Origin of the sequence: Promicromonospora vindobonensis (assembly GCF_042685865.1) — a bacterium.
Classification (GTDB): domain Bacteria; phylum Actinomycetota; class Actinomycetes; order Actinomycetales; family Cellulomonadaceae; genus Promicromonospora; species Promicromonospora vindobonensis.
The window spans coordinates 1,269,341-1,283,990 of record NZ_JBHUOG010000002.1; the positions used below are offsets into that span (position 1 = coordinate 1,269,341).

At 72.2% G+C, this 14,650-nt stretch carries 16 protein-coding genes; 7 read left to right on the forward strand and 9 right to left on the reverse strand.

Going from position 1 to position 14,650, the window contains the following annotated elements; genetic code table 11:
• Positions 1 to 57 precede the first annotated feature (57 nt).
• Positions 58 to 576, forward strand: a complete 519-nt coding sequence (locus ACFS27_RS18925) for a hypothetical protein (RefSeq protein ID WP_377185915.1) — start codon at positions 58 to 60, stop codon at positions 574 to 576.
• A 29-nt stretch (positions 577 to 605) separates the two neighbouring features.
• Here ACFS27_RS18925 and ACFS27_RS18930 read toward each other — a convergent pair whose 3' ends face one another.
• Genes ACFS27_RS18930 through glgA form a run of 5 tightly spaced genes read right to left on the reverse strand, consistent with a single transcriptional unit; the run spans position 606 to position 5,459 of the window.
• A complete protein-coding gene (locus tag ACFS27_RS18930) occupies positions 606 to 1,262 on the reverse strand; it encodes a response regulator (RefSeq protein WP_377185917.1) in 657 nt (218 codons plus the stop codon).
• The gene (locus tag ACFS27_RS18935) at positions 1,259 to 2,551 is read right to left on the reverse strand and encodes a sensor histidine kinase (protein ID WP_377185919.1); all 1,293 of its coding nucleotides are present in this window, start codon (positions 2,549 to 2,551) and stop codon (positions 1,259 to 1,261) included. The genes ACFS27_RS18930 and ACFS27_RS18935 overlap by 4 nt, the downstream gene beginning before the upstream one ends.
• Positions 2,552 to 2,561: 10 nt before the next feature.
• Positions 2,562 to 3,308, reverse strand: coding sequence for a hypothetical protein (locus ACFS27_RS18940; RefSeq protein WP_377185921.1), 747 nt, complete (start codon positions 3,306 to 3,308; stop codon positions 2,562 to 2,564).
• Positions 3,298 to 4,128, reverse strand: coding sequence for an ATP-binding cassette domain-containing protein (locus tag ACFS27_RS18945; protein ID WP_377185923.1), 831 nt, complete (start codon positions 4,126 to 4,128; stop codon positions 3,298 to 3,300). The genes ACFS27_RS18940 and ACFS27_RS18945 overlap by 11 nt, the downstream gene beginning before the upstream one ends.
• 56 nt (positions 4,129 to 4,184) lie before the next feature.
• Positions 4,185 to 5,459: a glycogen synthase gene (gene glgA, locus ACFS27_RS18950; RefSeq protein WP_377191088.1), complete on the reverse strand. Its 1,275-nt coding sequence runs from the start codon at positions 5,457 to 5,459 to the stop codon at positions 4,185 to 4,187.
• A gap of 123 nt (positions 5,460 to 5,582) precedes the next feature.
• Between glgA and ACFS27_RS18955 the strand changes: the two genes are divergently transcribed.
• The 3 genes from ACFS27_RS18955 to ACFS27_RS18965 all read left to right on the forward strand — a co-directional run bounded on the left by ACFS27_RS18955 (position 5,583) and on the right by ACFS27_RS18965 (position 8,618).
• On the forward strand, positions 5,583 to 6,824 hold the full coding sequence (locus ACFS27_RS18955) for a glucose-1-phosphate adenylyltransferase (RefSeq protein WP_377185925.1): 1,242 nt from the start codon (positions 5,583 to 5,585) through the stop codon (positions 6,822 to 6,824).
• Between the two features lie 127 nt (positions 6,825 to 6,951).
• Positions 6,952 to 7,572 carry a phosphoserine phosphatase SerB gene (gene serB, locus ACFS27_RS18960; protein WP_377185927.1) on the forward strand — a complete coding sequence of 207 codons (621 nt, stop codon included), beginning with the start codon at positions 6,952 to 6,954 and terminating at the stop codon, positions 7,570 to 7,572.
• Positions 7,573 to 7,715: 143 nt separating this feature from the next.
• Positions 7,716 to 8,618, forward strand: coding sequence for a hypothetical protein (locus tag ACFS27_RS18965; RefSeq protein WP_377185929.1), 903 nt, complete (start codon positions 7,716 to 7,718; stop codon positions 8,616 to 8,618).
• Between the two features lie 83 nt (positions 8,619 to 8,701).
• Here ACFS27_RS18965 and ACFS27_RS18970 read toward each other — a convergent pair whose 3' ends face one another.
• The 3 genes from ACFS27_RS18970 to fabG form a co-directional block, all read right to left on the reverse strand.
• Positions 8,702 to 9,241 carry a SixA phosphatase family protein gene (locus tag ACFS27_RS18970; RefSeq protein WP_377185931.1) on the reverse strand — a complete coding sequence of 180 codons (540 nt, stop codon included), beginning with the start codon at positions 9,239 to 9,241 and terminating at the stop codon, positions 8,702 to 8,704.
• A 17-nt stretch (positions 9,242 to 9,258) separates the two neighbouring features.
• Positions 9,259 to 10,029, reverse strand: coding sequence for an enoyl-ACP reductase FabI (gene fabI, locus ACFS27_RS18975; protein ID WP_377185933.1), 771 nt, complete (start codon positions 10,027 to 10,029; stop codon positions 9,259 to 9,261).
• A 160-nt stretch (positions 10,030 to 10,189) separates the two neighbouring features.
• Positions 10,190 to 10,927, reverse strand: coding sequence for a 3-oxoacyl-ACP reductase FabG (fabG, locus tag ACFS27_RS18980; protein ID WP_377185935.1), 738 nt, complete (start codon positions 10,925 to 10,927; stop codon positions 10,190 to 10,192).
• A gap of 290 nt (positions 10,928 to 11,217) precedes the next feature.
• Between fabG and ACFS27_RS18985 the strand changes: the two genes are divergently transcribed.
• From ACFS27_RS18985 to ACFS27_RS18995, 3 genes are read left to right on the forward strand one after another with little or no spacing between them, the layout of a single operon-like run.
• A complete protein-coding gene (locus ACFS27_RS18985) occupies positions 11,218 to 11,586 on the forward strand; it encodes a DUF3099 domain-containing protein (protein ID WP_377185937.1) in 369 nt (122 codons plus the stop codon).
• A 10-nt stretch (positions 11,587 to 11,596) separates the two neighbouring features.
• Positions 11,597 to 11,848 carry a hypothetical protein gene (locus ACFS27_RS18990; protein ID WP_377185939.1) on the forward strand — a complete coding sequence of 84 codons (252 nt, stop codon included), beginning with the start codon at positions 11,597 to 11,599 and terminating at the stop codon, positions 11,846 to 11,848.
• Complete coding sequence (locus ACFS27_RS18995) at positions 11,845 to 12,816, forward strand: SURF1 family cytochrome oxidase biogenesis protein (protein ID WP_377185941.1); 972 nt, start codon at positions 11,845 to 11,847, stop codon at positions 12,814 to 12,816. The genes ACFS27_RS18990 and ACFS27_RS18995 overlap by 4 nt, the downstream gene beginning before the upstream one ends.
• A 187-nt stretch (positions 12,817 to 13,003) precedes the next feature.
• Here the strand turns inward: ACFS27_RS18995 and ACFS27_RS19000 are convergent, their stop codons facing one another.
• A complete protein-coding gene (locus ACFS27_RS19000) occupies positions 13,004 to 14,602 on the reverse strand; it encodes an ABC-F family ATP-binding cassette domain-containing protein (RefSeq protein WP_377185943.1) in 1,599 nt (532 codons plus the stop codon).
• Between the last annotated feature and the right edge of the window lie 48 nt (positions 14,603 to 14,650).

Below are 14,650 nucleotides of genomic sequence, written 5' to 3' on the forward strand. Positions count from 1 at the left end.
AGATAGCCGCAACGATCGCGCTCACAACCAAGGGCCCACAACCCGGAGGAGGACGGCGTGCAGCGTGTGTGGGTCGTCGGCACCTCGGGAGCGGGCAAGACGACGCTCGCCCGCGAGTTCTCCCGGAGGCTCGGCCTGCCGCACACCGAGCTCGACGCGCTCTACTGGGGCCCGCACTGGACACCGCGCGAGGAGTTCCTGGCGGACGTCGGGTCCGCCGTCGGCCAGGACGCCTGGGTGATCGACGGGAACTACTCGGGCGTGGGCGCCGCCGACCTGGTCCGCGAGCGGGCCGACACGTTCGTCTTCGTGGACCCGTCGCGCGCCACCGTGATGCGTCGCCTCGTGGCCCGGACGATCCGCAGGACGGCGAGCCGGGTGGAGCTGTGGAACGGGAACCGCGAGCCGTGGGACGCGCTCTTCGCCCAGGACTCGGTGATCCGCTGGGCCTGGACCACGTACGCGGGCAGGCGCGTCACGTACGCGGCGGCGGAGTCGGACCCCGCGTACGCGCACCTGGCGTATCACCGCCTCCGGACCCGCGCGGACTGGGAAGCGTTCCTGTCCGCCCTCTGACCGCCGGCAGGCCGGCTGGCTGACCCCGGTCACCGGTCGCGGGCAGACCAGACCTGCCACGCGAGCTCCACCCGGTTGCGCACGCCGAGCCGGTCCATCGCGGAGCTGACGTACGCCTTCACCGTGCTCTCGCTGAGGTGCAGGTCCGCCGCGATCTCGGCGTTGGTGCGCCCCTGGGCGAGCAGGTCCGCCACGTCACGCTCCCGGGCGGTGAGGGCCGCGAGCAGGCGGGCGGCGCGTCCGGCGTCGTCCTGCCCCGCGTGGCCGCGGCGCAGGTCGCGCGCGACCTGGTGGGCGACGGCGGGCGAGAGCCACGTCTCCCCCGCTGCCGTGCCCCGCACGGCGCGCAGGAGGTCGTGCGGGTCGCCGGACTTGAGCAGGAACCCGTCCGCCCCGAGGGCGATCGCCCGGCGCACGTACCCGCTCTCGCCGAAGCTGGTCAGCACGATGACGCGCACCGGGATCTGCTCCCGGCGGATCACCTCCAGCGCGCCCAGCCCGTCGAGCACGGGCATCCGGACGTCCAGCACGACGACGTCGAGCAGCCGCGACCGGACCACCGCGAGCGCCTCCCGGCCGTCGGCAGCCTGCGCGACGACGTCGATGTCCGGGTCGGTGGCGAAGGTGCCGGTGAGTACGTCGCGCACGCGGGGGTCGTCGTCGACGACGAGAACGCGGACCCTCACCACAGCGGCTCCGCGGCGAGGTCGGTGACTCGGGTGACCGCCTGGCCGTCGGCGCAGACCTCGACGGACGCGGCAGCGAGGGGGAAGTTTCCGTCGGTGTAGGCACGGCAGGTCGAGCCGGGAGGCGGCTCGGGCGAACGGGCGAGCCGGACGGGGGCCTGCCGCTCGGGCACCAGGGCGTCCAGCTCGCCGGCCGGTAGCCCGACGGCGAAGCGGGTCAGCACCTCGGGTTCCGCGGTGGTGTCGTGGGACGCCCAGGTCCAGAACGCAAGGACCGCTGTGCACGCCACCACCACCGGCACCGCGGTCTGGCGGACCAGGGCGCGCAGCGGACGCGCGCCCGCCACCTCGACGGGTTCGACGCTCCCGAGCGGGTCGCCGACGGGCTGGGCGGGGATGCGTGCGGTGAGGACGTGCGTCTCGTCGTCGTGCCGGACGTCGAGCCGGCCCCCGAGGGCGGCCACGCGGCGGTGCAGGGCGTCGAGCCCGTGGCCGCCGTCCCGACCCGCAGGTGGACCGGCGGCGGGTCCCGCTGCGCCCGGCGCGTCCGGTGGTGGCGCGCCGGAGGTCGCCACGCGCGCCTCGACGACGTCGCCGTCCGCACCGACCGACGTCGACAGCACGACGGCGACCGTGCTGCCCGGGGCGTGCCGTGCCGCGTTGGTGAGCCCTTCGCGAACCACCGCGTGCACTGCCAGGCGCGCAGGGACCGCGACCCGCCCTGCGGGCGGCCCGGCAGCCGGCTCGGCATCCCGGTCGAGCGCCCTGTCGCTGTCGAGGTCCCCGTACCGGTCGAGGTTCCCGTGCAGCGTGACCCGCGCGCCGGCCCGCCTGGCGCGGGCGACGAGGGCCTCGATGTCGTCGGTGACCGGTTCGTCGGGTGCGGTGCCGTGCAGCAGGGCGACGGTGTCGTGCAGGCTCGCCACGGCGCGCTCGGCCTGCGCCCGCAGCTGCCCGGCGAGCTCCGCGTCCGCGCCGTCGGCCCGCAGCTCGAGCAGGCCAGCCTGCATGGCGATGAGGCTGAGCTCGTGACCCACGAGGTCGTGCACCTCATCGGCGACCCGGCGTCGCTCGGCCGCCCGCCGGGCGGCCTCCCGCTCCCGGGTGTACCGGCCGCGCAGCAGCAGGTACTGCGCAAGGAGCAGCAGGCAGCCGAACCCGGTGAGCGCCGCCACCTCCGCGAGGGCGAGCAGCAGCCCCGAGTCCGCCCACCAGGCGAGCCCCAGCACCCCGGCCTGCACCACCAGGAAAGCCGGGACCGCCCAGCGCAGCACCGGGTGCGTTCTCATCGGCCCGAGGCTAGGCATCCCGGCGGGTCACCGTCCACACGGCCAGGCCGAGGGTCACCGCGGACCAGGCGGCCAGCACCGCGAGCGCGAGCGGCCGGGAGAGGTCAGCTGTTCCGTCGACGAGAGTCGCCCCGGCCGGGCCCGGCAGCCACCGGCCGGCGGAGCCCGGCGCCGCGAGCGTGACGACCAGCAGGACGAACGCGGCCGACAGGGCACCCACCGCGCTGCGGCACAGGAAGCCCAGTCCGACGGCGATCAGGGCGGCGGCGGCGAACACCCCTGCGGCTCCGGCAGAGGCCTGGACCAGAGGGACGGGCTCGCCCGCATGGTCGCCGAGCACCAGCTCGGCAAGCTGGGCGGACACGGGGCCAAGCACCGCACCGAGCGTCGCTGCGACGGTGCCCGCCACCGCCGTCTTGGCCGCGACCACCACCGACCGGCGCGGCGTGGCCAGGAAGGCCGGTCCGATGGATCCGGCCGCATACTCGGGCGTCACCAGGTGCAGCGCGAACCCCGCCACGGCGATCTGCGCGAAGCTCACCACCGGCCCGAGGACATCCCTCACGGGCACGATGCTGCCTGGTGGCAGCTCCCCCGTCGAGACGGCGTGCACCACATCGTTGGCGAGCGTCATGGCCGTGACGAGGGCGATCACGCTAGCGGCCCCGAGCCAGAGCACGGCGGCCGGGACCGACCACGCCTTGCCCCACTCGGCGCGGACGACGGCGGACAGCTCACGGAGCAGCTCAGCGACCATGCCGCACCTCCTGCGTCGTGACACCGGACGCCAGGCGCTCGGCACCGGCCGGCGGCTCGGCACCGGCCGGCGGCTCGGCGCCGGCCAGGTACTCGGCCGAGCCCTCGACGAGGCTCAGGTACCCGGACTCGAGGGCAGACATCCCTTCCGCCAGGTGCTCCTGCGTGGCCCGCGCCGCGAGCTCTGCCGTGGGTACGTCCGCCAGCAGCCTGCCCTTGCCGAGCACCAGCACGCGGTCCGCCACGAGCTGCACCTCCGACATGAGGTGGCTGGAGATCAGTACGGTGCGCCCGTCGTCGGCCAGCCGGCGCAGCAGGCGACGGATCCACCGCACACCGTCCGTGTCCAAGCCGTTCACCGGCTCGTCGAGCAGGACCGTGCGCGGGTCGCCCAGCAGCGCGGCAGCCAGCCCCAGCCGCTGGCCCATGCCGAGCGAGAAGCCGCCTGCCCGCCGTCTGGCCGCGTCGCGCAGCCCGGTGAGCTCGAGCACCTCGTCCACGCGAGAGGCGGGGATCCGGTTGCTCCGCGCGAGCGCGAGCAGGTGCTGCCGGGCGGAGCGCTGCGGGTGCACGGCACGTCCGCCCAGGTGCGCGCCGACGACGTGCAGTGGGCGGCGCAGCGTCACGTACCGGCGGCCCGCCACGAGCGCGGTGCCCGACGTCGGGCGGTCCAGTCCCAGGACCACCCGCATCAGGGTCGACTTCCCTGCGCCGTTGGGCCCCAGCAGACCCGTGACCGTCCCGGTCGCCACCTCGCAGGTCACGTCGTGCAGCGCCGTGGTGGTGCCGTATCTCTTGGTCAGGTGCTCGATCTGGATCATGCCGGAAGCCTCGCCCGCAGGCGGGCAGGCCTGGTACCGACGAAAGTACCGACGTCTCAGGCTTGCCCGAGCACCTGCTCGTAGACCTCCATCGTGCGGTCGCCGATCGCCGCCCAGGTGAAGTGCTCCTCGGCCCGGCGGCGGCCCGCTGCACCCATCACGGCAGCGCCCTCCGGGTCGGTCGCGACGCGCGCCAGCGCGGCCGCCAGGTCGGCGACGAACCGGTCGGGTTCCAGCGGCGTGCCCGTCCCGTCGTCGGCCTGCTCGATGGGCACCAGCACGCCCGTGACGCCGTCGTCGACCACCTCCGGGATGCCGCCGGTGGCCGTACCGACCACCGGCAGGCCGACGGCCATGGCCTCGAGGTTCACGATGCCGAGCGGCTCGTACACGCTCGGGCAGACGAAGACGGTGCAGGCCGACAGGACCGCCACGAGGTCGGGCCGCGGGAGCATCTCCTCGATCCAGACGACGCCGGTGCGGGTCTCGCGCAGGCGCTCGGTGAGGGCCACCACCTCGGCCATGATCTCCGGGGTGTCCGGCACACCGGCGCACAGCACGAGCTGCACCTCCGGCGGCAGCTCGGCGGCCGCCCGCAGCAGGTACGGCAGGCCCTTCTGCCGGGTGATCCTGCCGACGAACACGACCGCAGGGCGGTCCGGGTCGATCCCGTACCTGCGCACGGTCGCCGCGGCGGCGTGCTGCCCAGCCACATCGTCCGGCGCGGGGCGCCGCCAGCCCGCCAGGTCGATGCCGTTGTGCACCACGTGCACCCGCTCCGGGTCGAGCTCGGGGTAGACGCGCAGGATGTCTGCCCGCATGCCCGCCGAGACCGCGATGACGCCTGCGGCGCCCAGGTAGGCGGTGCGCTCGGCCCACGACGAGAGCGCGTACCCGCCGCCGAGCTGCTCGGCCTTCCAGGGGCGCAGCGGCTCCAGGGAGTGCGCGGTGACCACGTGCGGCACCCCGTGCAGGAGGCCACCCAGGTGGCCGGCCATGTTGGCGTACCAGGTGTGCGAGTGGACGAGGTCGGCGCCGGCGAGGTCGTCGGCCATCAGGAGGTCCGTGCCGAGGGTGGCCAGCGCCGCGTTCGCGCCGGAGAGGGCGGCCGGCGTCACGTAGCCCGTGATGCCCGACGCCTCGGTCGCGGCGTCGCGGGGGCCGTCGAAGCAGCGCACCCGCACGTCCGCGTGCTGCGCCAGCACCCCGGCCAGCTCGGCCACGTGGACGCCCGCGCCGCCATAGACGTGCGGCGGGAACTCGCGGGTCAGCAGGTCCACGCGGAGGGCGCCGCCGGGCTGGCGGGCGGGGCCGGGAGTCTGCTCCGGCACAGGGACGGAACGGGGGGCAAAGCCGGGGGCGGCAGCGACGTCGGGCACGTGGCCAACCTAGCGTGCGCGAAGTCTCCGCGCGCCACCTGACGGACCGGCCCAAAAGGGCTTAATGTCACCCGTATGGCTTCCGCCCCCCGCGTCCTTGCGATCGTCCTCGCCGGCGGCGAGGGAAAGCGGCTGATGCCGCTCACCGCCGCCCGCGCCAAGCCCGCAGTGCCCTTCGGCGGCATCTACCGTCTGGTGGACTTCGCCCTCTCCAACATCGTCAACTCGCGGTACCTGCACGTCGTCGTGCTGACGCAGTACAAGTCACACTCCCTGGACCGGCACATCTCCAAGACGTGGCGCATGTCGCCGCTGCTCGGGAACTTCGTGGCGCCCGTGCCCGCGCAGCAGCGCGTGGGCAAGCACTGGTATCTCGGCAGCGCCGACGCGATCTACCAGTGCCTCAACATCATCGACGACGAGCGGCCCGACATCGTCGTCGTGGTCGGCGCCGACCACGTCTACCGCATGGACTTCTCCCAGATGGTGGACGCGCACATCGAGTCGGGAGCCCGCGCGTCGGTGGCCGCGATCCGGCAGCCGATCGGCATGGCCGACCAGTTCGGCGTCATCGACGTCGATCCCGGTGACCCGACGAAGATCCGCGAGTTCCTGGAGAAGCCGACCGACCCCACCGGCCTGCCCGACTCCCCCGGCGAGATCCTCGCCTCCATGGGCAACTACGTGTTCGACGCCGACGCGCTGGTCGAGGCCGTCACCAAGGACGCGGCGAACCCGGACTCCCGGCACGACATGGGCGGCGACATCATCCCCGCGTTCGTCGCGCAGGGCGAGGCCGGCGTCTACGACTTCATCCGCAACGACGTGCCCGGCTCCACCGACCGCGACCGCGGGTACTGGCGGGACGTCGGGACCATCGACTCGTACTACGACGCCCACACGGACCTCATCGCCGTGCACCCCATCTTCAACCTCTACAACTACGACTGGCCGCTGTACACGGGCTACACGGGGCTGCCGCCGGCCAAGTTCGTGCACGCGGGGCCAGGCCGGATGGGGCACGCGGCGGAGTCGATCGTCTCGCCGGGCGTGCTCATCTCGGGTGCGCAGGCCGCCGGGTCGGTGCTCTCCCCCGGCGTGCACCTGCACTCCTGGTCCAACGTGTCCAACTCCGTGCTGATGGACGACGTCCAGGTGCACCGGTACGCGCACGTGCACCGGGCGATCGTCGACAAGAACGTGGTGGTCAACGAGCGGGCCCGCATCGGCGTCGACCACGACGAGGACCGGGCGCGCGGCTTCACGGTGACGGAGAGCGGCCTGGTGGTGGTCCCGAAGGGCACCATCGTCGACTAGCCGTTTTGCTGTGAGCGTGACCGTTGCGCCTATAACGGGCAGGAAGCCGCAACGATCACGCTCACAGCAAAGAGGTTCGCGCGATACGGGACCCGGGCCAGGCAGGGAGTCCGGCACACTGGTCACCGTGAAGCGACTCATCGTGACCGACGTGGACTCGACCTTCTTCCAGCAGGAGGTCATCGAGCTCATCGCGGAGCATGCCGGCACCCGGGACGAGGTAGCCGCCGTCACCGAACGGGCGATGCGCGGCGAGCTCGACTTCGCGGCGTCGCTCCGGGAGCGGGTGGCGACCCTGGCCGGCGTGCCCGTCGCGGCGCTCGACAAGGTGCGCGCCGCGGTGGAGCTGACGCCGGGCGCCCGCGAGCTCGTCGCGGAGTGCCAGGCCCGCGGCTGGGCGTTCGGGCTCGTGTCGGGCGGGTTCGCGGAGATCGTCGAGCCCGTGGCCCAGGAGCTCGGGATCGAGCTGCTCCGCGCCAACCGCCTGGAGGTCGCCGACGGCGTGCTGACCGGTCGCACCGTGGGCCCCGTCATCGACCGCGCGGCCAAGGCCGCGACCCTGCGCGAGTGGGCGGCCGCCCTGGACATCCCGCTGGAGCACACCGTCGCGGTGGGCGACGGCGCGAACGACCTCGGCATGATCGAGATCGCCGGCGTCGGCGTGGCGTTCAACGCCAAGCCGGTGGTGCGCGAGCAGGCCCCTCACTCGATCGAGGGCCGCCTGGACAACGTCCTCACCCTCCTCTGACCCGGGCCGGCTTGGTTTGTGGGCGCGATCATTGCGCCTAAAACGGGCGGGATGCCACAACCATCCCGCTCACAACCACGAATCGGTCCAGAGGTGTGGATATCGTGGCTGTTGGTCACGGTTTGCCTGCGATCGTGGTCAGCATGCCTCGCCCCCGACGTCGGCCCGACCCGCGGTTCGGCCTCGACCCGTTCAGCGTTCCGTCCGCCCTGTCCGACGGCGCCACACGCCACGAGCTGCGCGCGGGTTGGAACGTGCCGTTCACCGGCGTCAGGATCGCGCCCTCCACATCGGCCGACCTGCTGACCCGCTGCCGAGCCCTGGCCACGGTGCTCGACGACGGCGTCATGTTCTCCCACATCACCGCCCTGCGGCTGCTCGGCGTCGACGTGCCGTGGACGATGGCCGACGACGAACGCCTGCACGTCACGACCCAAACCGCAGAGGACCGGCCGCAGCGACCCGGCGTCGTCGGACACTGGACGAGGCAGTCGTTCCTGGAGGCAGCCGAGCTCGGTGGCCTGCTCGTGACCACACCGCGTCAGACCTGGACGCACCTCGCCGTCGACCTCCTGCCCGACGAGACGGTGGTGCTCGGTGACGCGTTCATGCGTCGAGACCTGCAGCTGACGACGCCCGCGGCGCTGCGCGACATCGCGTTCCGGACCAAGAAGGTCAAGGGGATAGTGCTCGCTCGAGAACAGATTCCGCGCATGCGCGCTGGTACGGACTCTGTCATGGAGACCAGGACCCGACTCCTGATCGTCGGCGCGGGGCTGCCGATCCCCGAGGTCAACGAGGACGTGCTGGACGCCCAAGGCCACTTCATCGCCCGGGTCGACCTGCTCTACCGACGGTGGAAGATCGCCATCGAGTACGACGGGGACCTGCACCGGACCGACCGGAGGACGTGGCAGAACGACATCCGCAAGCGGCGGGCACTTCACGCACTCGGGTGGATAGTGATCGTCGTGGTCAAGGCCGACCACGACAGCCCGGCCCCGTTCCTGGACGAGCTGCGGGCGGCCATCCGCTCCCGCCGGTAGCCACCTTGGCTGTGGGCGTGACCGTTGCGCAACGGTGCCCGTTTTAGGCGCAATGATCGCGCCCACAACCAAGACAACGGGGGTCAGGCGGGGCGGGTGACCTCTGTCAGGCGGGCCGTCCTGCGGTCCCAGTCCGACCACTCGAGGTCCGCCTGCAGCACCGAGTAGGTGCCCGTCGGGACGCCGACGCGCACCTGCGCGAGAGCGCCGTCCTCCGAGCCGGGTCCGGCCAGCAGCTCGGCCGTGCCCGCCATCGCGGGCTCGTGGCCGATCACCAGCACGGTCCGCGTGGCAGGGTCGAGCTCACGCACCAGGGCGAGGACGCCGCGCGGCATCGCTCCAAGGAGGTCGTCGGTGAACGCCACCGGCGGCTCCCCCAGGTGCTTGCGCGCGAGGTCCCACGTCTGGCGGGAACGCAACGCCCCGGAGACGAGGACGGCGTCGGGCACGAGGCCGGACGCGACCAACGCCGCACCGACCTTCACTGCCTGGTCCCGGCCACGCAAGGCGAGCGGCCGCTGCTCGTCGGGAAGTTCCGACGGCGGCTCCGCCTTCGCGTGTCGCAGCAAAACCAGCCGCCGCACGGGCTCCGTTGAGGGCTCCGTACCCGACGCTCTGCCCATCAGTGCCTCCTGCCCATCTATTGACCCATGGCGTGCACGCCGCCGTCGACGTGCACGATCTCACCGGTGGTCGCCGGGAACCAGTCCGACAGCAGCGCGCACACGGCACGTGCCGCCGGCTCCGCGGTGGTCTGGTCCCAGCCAAGCGGGGCTCGGGTCGGCCAGGCGTCCTCCATCGTCGCGAAGCCCGGGATGGACTTGGCGGCGGTGGTCCGGATCGGCCCTGCCGACACGAGGTTGCAGCGGATTCCTTCGGGACCGAGGTCGCGCGCCAGGTAGCGGTTCGCGGACTCGAGACCGGCCTTGGCCACGCCCATCCAGTCGTACACGGGCCAGGCGAACTGCGCGTCGAACGTCAGGCCGACGACGGCGCCGCCGTCGGTCATGAGCTCCCTCGCCGCCACTGCGATCGACTTGTACGAGAACGTGGAGACGTGCAGCGCGGTGGCGACGTCCTCCCAGGCACCCGTGAGGAAGTTGCCGCCCATGACGGACTGCGGCGCGAACCCGATCGAGTGCACGACGCCGTCGAGCCGGTCGAAGCCCTCCGCGCGCACGGCGTCGGCCAGAGCGTCGAGGTTCTCCTGGCTGGTCGCGTCCAGCTCGACCACCGGCGCCTCGACCGGGAGCCGCTTCGCGAAGGCCTGCGTCAGCTTCATCTGCCGCCCGAAGGACGAGAGCACGACCTCCGCGCCTTCCTCCTGAGCGAGCCGGGCGGCGTGAAATGCGATCGACGAGTCCGTCAGCACGCCCGTGACGAGCAGCTTCTTACCTTCGAGGAGACCCATGTTGTCCTTCCGATCGGGCGCAGGCGTGCCGAGGCGACCCCTGCGCTGGGTGCGAGCGTAATGCGGATTGCGGCGTGGAACGAAACTCCGCGCCGTGTTCGATGTCGAGAATGTTGGATATATTCGGGCAAACCCGCTGGTAGCGGCGCCAGACTACGGCTCAGTGCCCCATCCCGAGGCCACCGTCGACAGGGATGACCGCGCCGGTGACGTAGCCCGCCGCGTCGGATGCGACGAACGACACCACGGCCGCGATCTCGTCGGGCGTGGCGAAGCGGCCGGCCGGGATCGTCTTGAGGTAGTGGCTGCGCACGTCGTCGGACAGCGCTGCGGTCATGTCCGTCTCGACGTATCCGGGCGCGACGACGTTTGCCGTGATGCCGCGCGTACCGAGCTCACGGGTGATCGAGCGCACCATGCCGACCAGGGCGGCCTTCGAGGAGGAGTAGTTGACCTGGCCGGGACCGCCGGACAGGCCGACGATCGAGCCGAGCAGCACGATGCGGCCCTTCCGCGCCCGGATCATGCCCTTGGACGCGCGACGGACGCAGCGGAACGTGCCGGTGAGGTTCACGTCGACCACCGACTCGAACTCCTCGTCGCTCATGCGCATGAGGAGCTGGTCCTTGGTCACGCCGGCGTTGGCCACGAGCACCTCGACGGGCCCCATGTCCTTCTCGATGGCGGCGAACGCCGCGTCGACGGCCGTCGAGTCGGTGACGTCCGCCACATAGGCCTCGACGCCCTTGGGCAGGTCGCCGCCGCGGTAGATCGTGGCGACGCGGTCGCCGTCCGCCACGAAGCGCTCCGCGATAGCGCGGCCGATGCCGCGAGCGGCACCCGTCACGACGACTACCCGGCCGGTCGGACCTGCGGAAATGCTCTGAGTGGCGGGCATGGTGGTCACCTGAACTCCTCGATGCTGGATGGTGCAAGTTCGCATGGAGGCCGCGCGAGGCTGGGGGCAGCGGCCGGTACCTGGGTCGATCCGGGTCCGCTGCGACGCTACCCCGCGCGTCGGCCGCGCGCCGCGCGCGCCGGGCCACAGGGATTCACCGGTCCTTGTCGGTTTCCTACAATCCGCCACGGAATCGCCCCCGAAGCTGGAGTGCGAGCGGTAGCACGAGGCTGACGAACAGCACACGAGGGACGTGCCCGCCGGGGAAACGGCGGACGTAGACTGACAGGATGAGCGAGCCGGTCCCGTCCATCACCTCGGCCCCTGAGTCGCTGGCCGTGGACCAGGCGCGCCGCACGCGCAGCTATCTCATCCAGATGTCCATCCGCGTGGTGTGCATCATCGGCGCCGTGATGGTGGACGGCTGGGTCCGGTGGGCCCTCGTGGCCGCCGCAGTGGTGCTGCCGTACTCGGCGGTGCTCATCGCGAACTCCGGCCGCGACCAGGTCACGCACGACACCTCGCCCGTGACGCCGCAGGCCGCCCCCGCGCTGACCGAGCTGCCCGAGGCCTCCTCCGACGTGCCGAACGCCCCGAACACCTCGAGCGCTCCGGGCACCTCCGGCGGCGGCCGCGTCATCGACCACGTGGACGACTGAGAGAACTTCGATGGACCTCCTCGGCCTCTCCGGCCCTGCACCCGACCCTGTGCCCGACGGCGAGCTCATCTGCAGCGCCAAGGGCTGCCGCGCCCAGGCCGCATGGGGCCTGCTGTGGAACAACCCGAAGCTGCACACGCCCGAGCGCCGCAAGGTGTGGCTCGCGTGCGACGAGCACCGCGAGCACCTCGAACACTTCCTGGCGTCGCGGTCGTTCTGGAAGCAGACGGTGGCGGTGGCGGAACTGGACCGGGTGTCGTGAGCGACGGCGCTGCGACCGGCCGTACGGGCGTCATGAGCGACGGCGTCGCGAGCACGGCGGGTGACGAGTCCCGCGGCCCGCGCACGACGCGCCAGTGGGTGATCCTCGCGGCCGCCGCCGTGGTCCTCGCCGCCCTGTGCCTGGTGGCTGGGCGCTGGCAGTGGGACCGCTCCGAGTCGCGCAACGCCGAGATCGACCTCGTCAACGCCAACTGGTCGGCGCCCGTCGTACCCGTGCAGGAGATCCTGGACGGGCCCGGCGCCGTCGTGCCGGACGACGAGGTCTGGCAGCGGGTCGAGCTCGAGGGCGAGTACGTCACCGATGCCACGGTGGTGCTGCGCAACCGGCCCGTCGCCGGGCGCAACGGCTACCACGTGCTGGTCCCGTTTGAGGCAAGGCTCCCTGGCCAGGACATCGTGATCGTCGTCGACCGCGGCACCGTGCCGCTCGGGCGGGACGCGTCGGGGCCCGGAGAGCTTCCCCCGCCGCCGTCGGGCACCGTGACGCTCGTGGTGTCGCTGCGGGCCGACGAACCTGCCTCCAGCCGCGACGCGCCCCCCGGACAGGTGCAGGCGATCTCGACCGAGCAGGTGCTCGGGGCGGGGCCGGACGGCGGCGGATGGGCCGAGGGCCGCACCGTCGGCGCGTACGGCGCCCTGCGCAGCGAGGACCCGGCGCCGGAGACCTCGCTCGCCGCCCTGCCGAAGCCCGACACCGACCCTGGGTCGCACCTGTCGTACGCGTTCCAGTGGTGCATCTTCGCGATCGGCGCGATCGGCGGCTACATCCTGCTGTGGCGCCGCGAGCGCGGGGCGCTGCGCGGCGAGTCGGTCTCGGCGGGAGACCTGCTCCTCGCCTCGGACGACCTGGCCGACGCCGACGGCGTGCGGGTGCGCAAGCCGGCCCGCGACCGCCGTCGGACCGCTGAGGACGAGGAAGACGCGCTGATCGAGGCCCAGCTGCACTGAGGCCCGTCGGTCTCGACCGCCGGGGCCCGACATGCCGGTGGGGACTACACGTCTGGGGGGTGTGTTGCCCTCCGTAGACATTGTCTACGGAGGGCAACACACCCCCCAGACGTGTAGTTACCCCGAGGCGTACGCGGGCCGGGTCAGGCTCCGTCCATGTCACCTGAGCCGGCGCTGCGCCTCTGGCTCAGGCGAGCGAGACCAGCTCCTGGTAGCTGTCGTTCCAGAGGTCCTCGTCGCCGTCGGGCAGCAGCAGCACCCGCTCGGGCTCGAGCGCCTCGACGGCGCCGTCGTCGTGCGTCACCATCACGACAGCGCCCTCGTAGGTCTTGAGCGCGCCGAGGATCTCGGCGCGGGACGCGGGGTCGAGGTTGTTGGTCGGCTCGTCGAGCAGCAGCACGTTCGCGCCGGACACCACGATCGTCGCCAGGGCCAGACGCGTCTTCTCGCCGCCGGACAGCACGTTCGTCGGCTTGTAGGCGTCGTCCCCGCTGAACAGGAACGAGCCGAGCACCGAACGGACCTGCGTGTCCGTGAGATCGGGCGCGGCGTGCCGGAGGTTCTCCACGACGGTCACGTTCATGTCGAGCGTGTCGTGCTCCTGCGCGTAGTAGCCGAGCTTGAGCCCGTGGCCGGGCTCGACCTGGCCGGTGTCGGGCGCCTCGACGCCCGCGAGGATCCGCAGCAGCGTCGTCTTGCCTGCACCGTTGAAGCCCAGGATGACGACGCGGGACCCGCGGTCGATCGCCAGGTCCACCCCGGCGAACACCTCCTGGGACCCGTACGCCTTGGACAGCCCGCTCGCGGTGAGCGGCGTGCGCCCGCAGGGCGCCGGCGTCGGGAAGCGCAGGTTGGCCACGCGGTCGGAGGCACGCTCGGCCTCCAGGCCGCCGAGCATCTTCTCGGCCCGCTTGATCATGTTCTGGGCGGCGGTCGCCTTGGTGGCCTTGGCGCGCATCTTCTCGGCCTGGGCGAGCAACGTGCCCGCCTTCTTCTCGGCGTTGGCCCGCTCCCGCCGACGACGCCGCTCGTCCATCTCGCGCTGCTCCAGGTACGCGTCCCAGCCCAGGTTGTACTGGTCGAGCTCGCCCCGGTTCGCGTCCAGGTGGAACACCTTGTTCACGGTGGCGCGCAGCAGGTCGACGTCGTGGCTGATCACGATGAACCCACCGTTGTACGCCCGGAGGTAGTCACGCAGCCACATGATCGAGTCGGCGTCGAGGTGGTTGGTGGGCTCGTCCAGCAGCAGCGTCTCGACGCCGCTGAACAGGATGCGTGCCAGCTCGATCCGACGGCGCTGGCCACCGGAGAGCGTGCCGAGCGGCTGCGCCAGGACGCGCTCGTCCAGGCCGAGGTTCGCCGTGATGATCTGCGCCTCGGACTCGGCGGAGTACCCGCCGGCGGCCAGGAAGCGCGACTCCAGCTTGGGGTAGCGCTCCATCGCCGCGTTCTGCGTCGCGGTGTCGAGAGAAGCCATCTCGCCCTCGGCCTGGCGCATCTTGGCGATGACCTTGTCGAGGCCGCGCGCGGACAGCACGCGGTCCATCGCGAGGATCTCCAGGTCACCCGTCCGCGGGTCCTGCGGCAGGTATCCGATGTCGGTACCGCGCACGATCTGCCCGCTCGTCGGCTGGGTCTCGCCCGCGAGGGTCTTGGTCAGCGTGGTCTTGCCGGCGCCGTTACGGCCGATCAGGCCGATGCGGTCGCCCGAGGCGACCCGAAAGTTCGCCTCGCTCAGCAGCACGCGCGCGCCGACGCGCAGCTCGACGCCATGGGCAGTGATCACGCAGATGGTCCTCACAGTTGGGGGGTGGTGGTTGGTCGCTCGACCCAC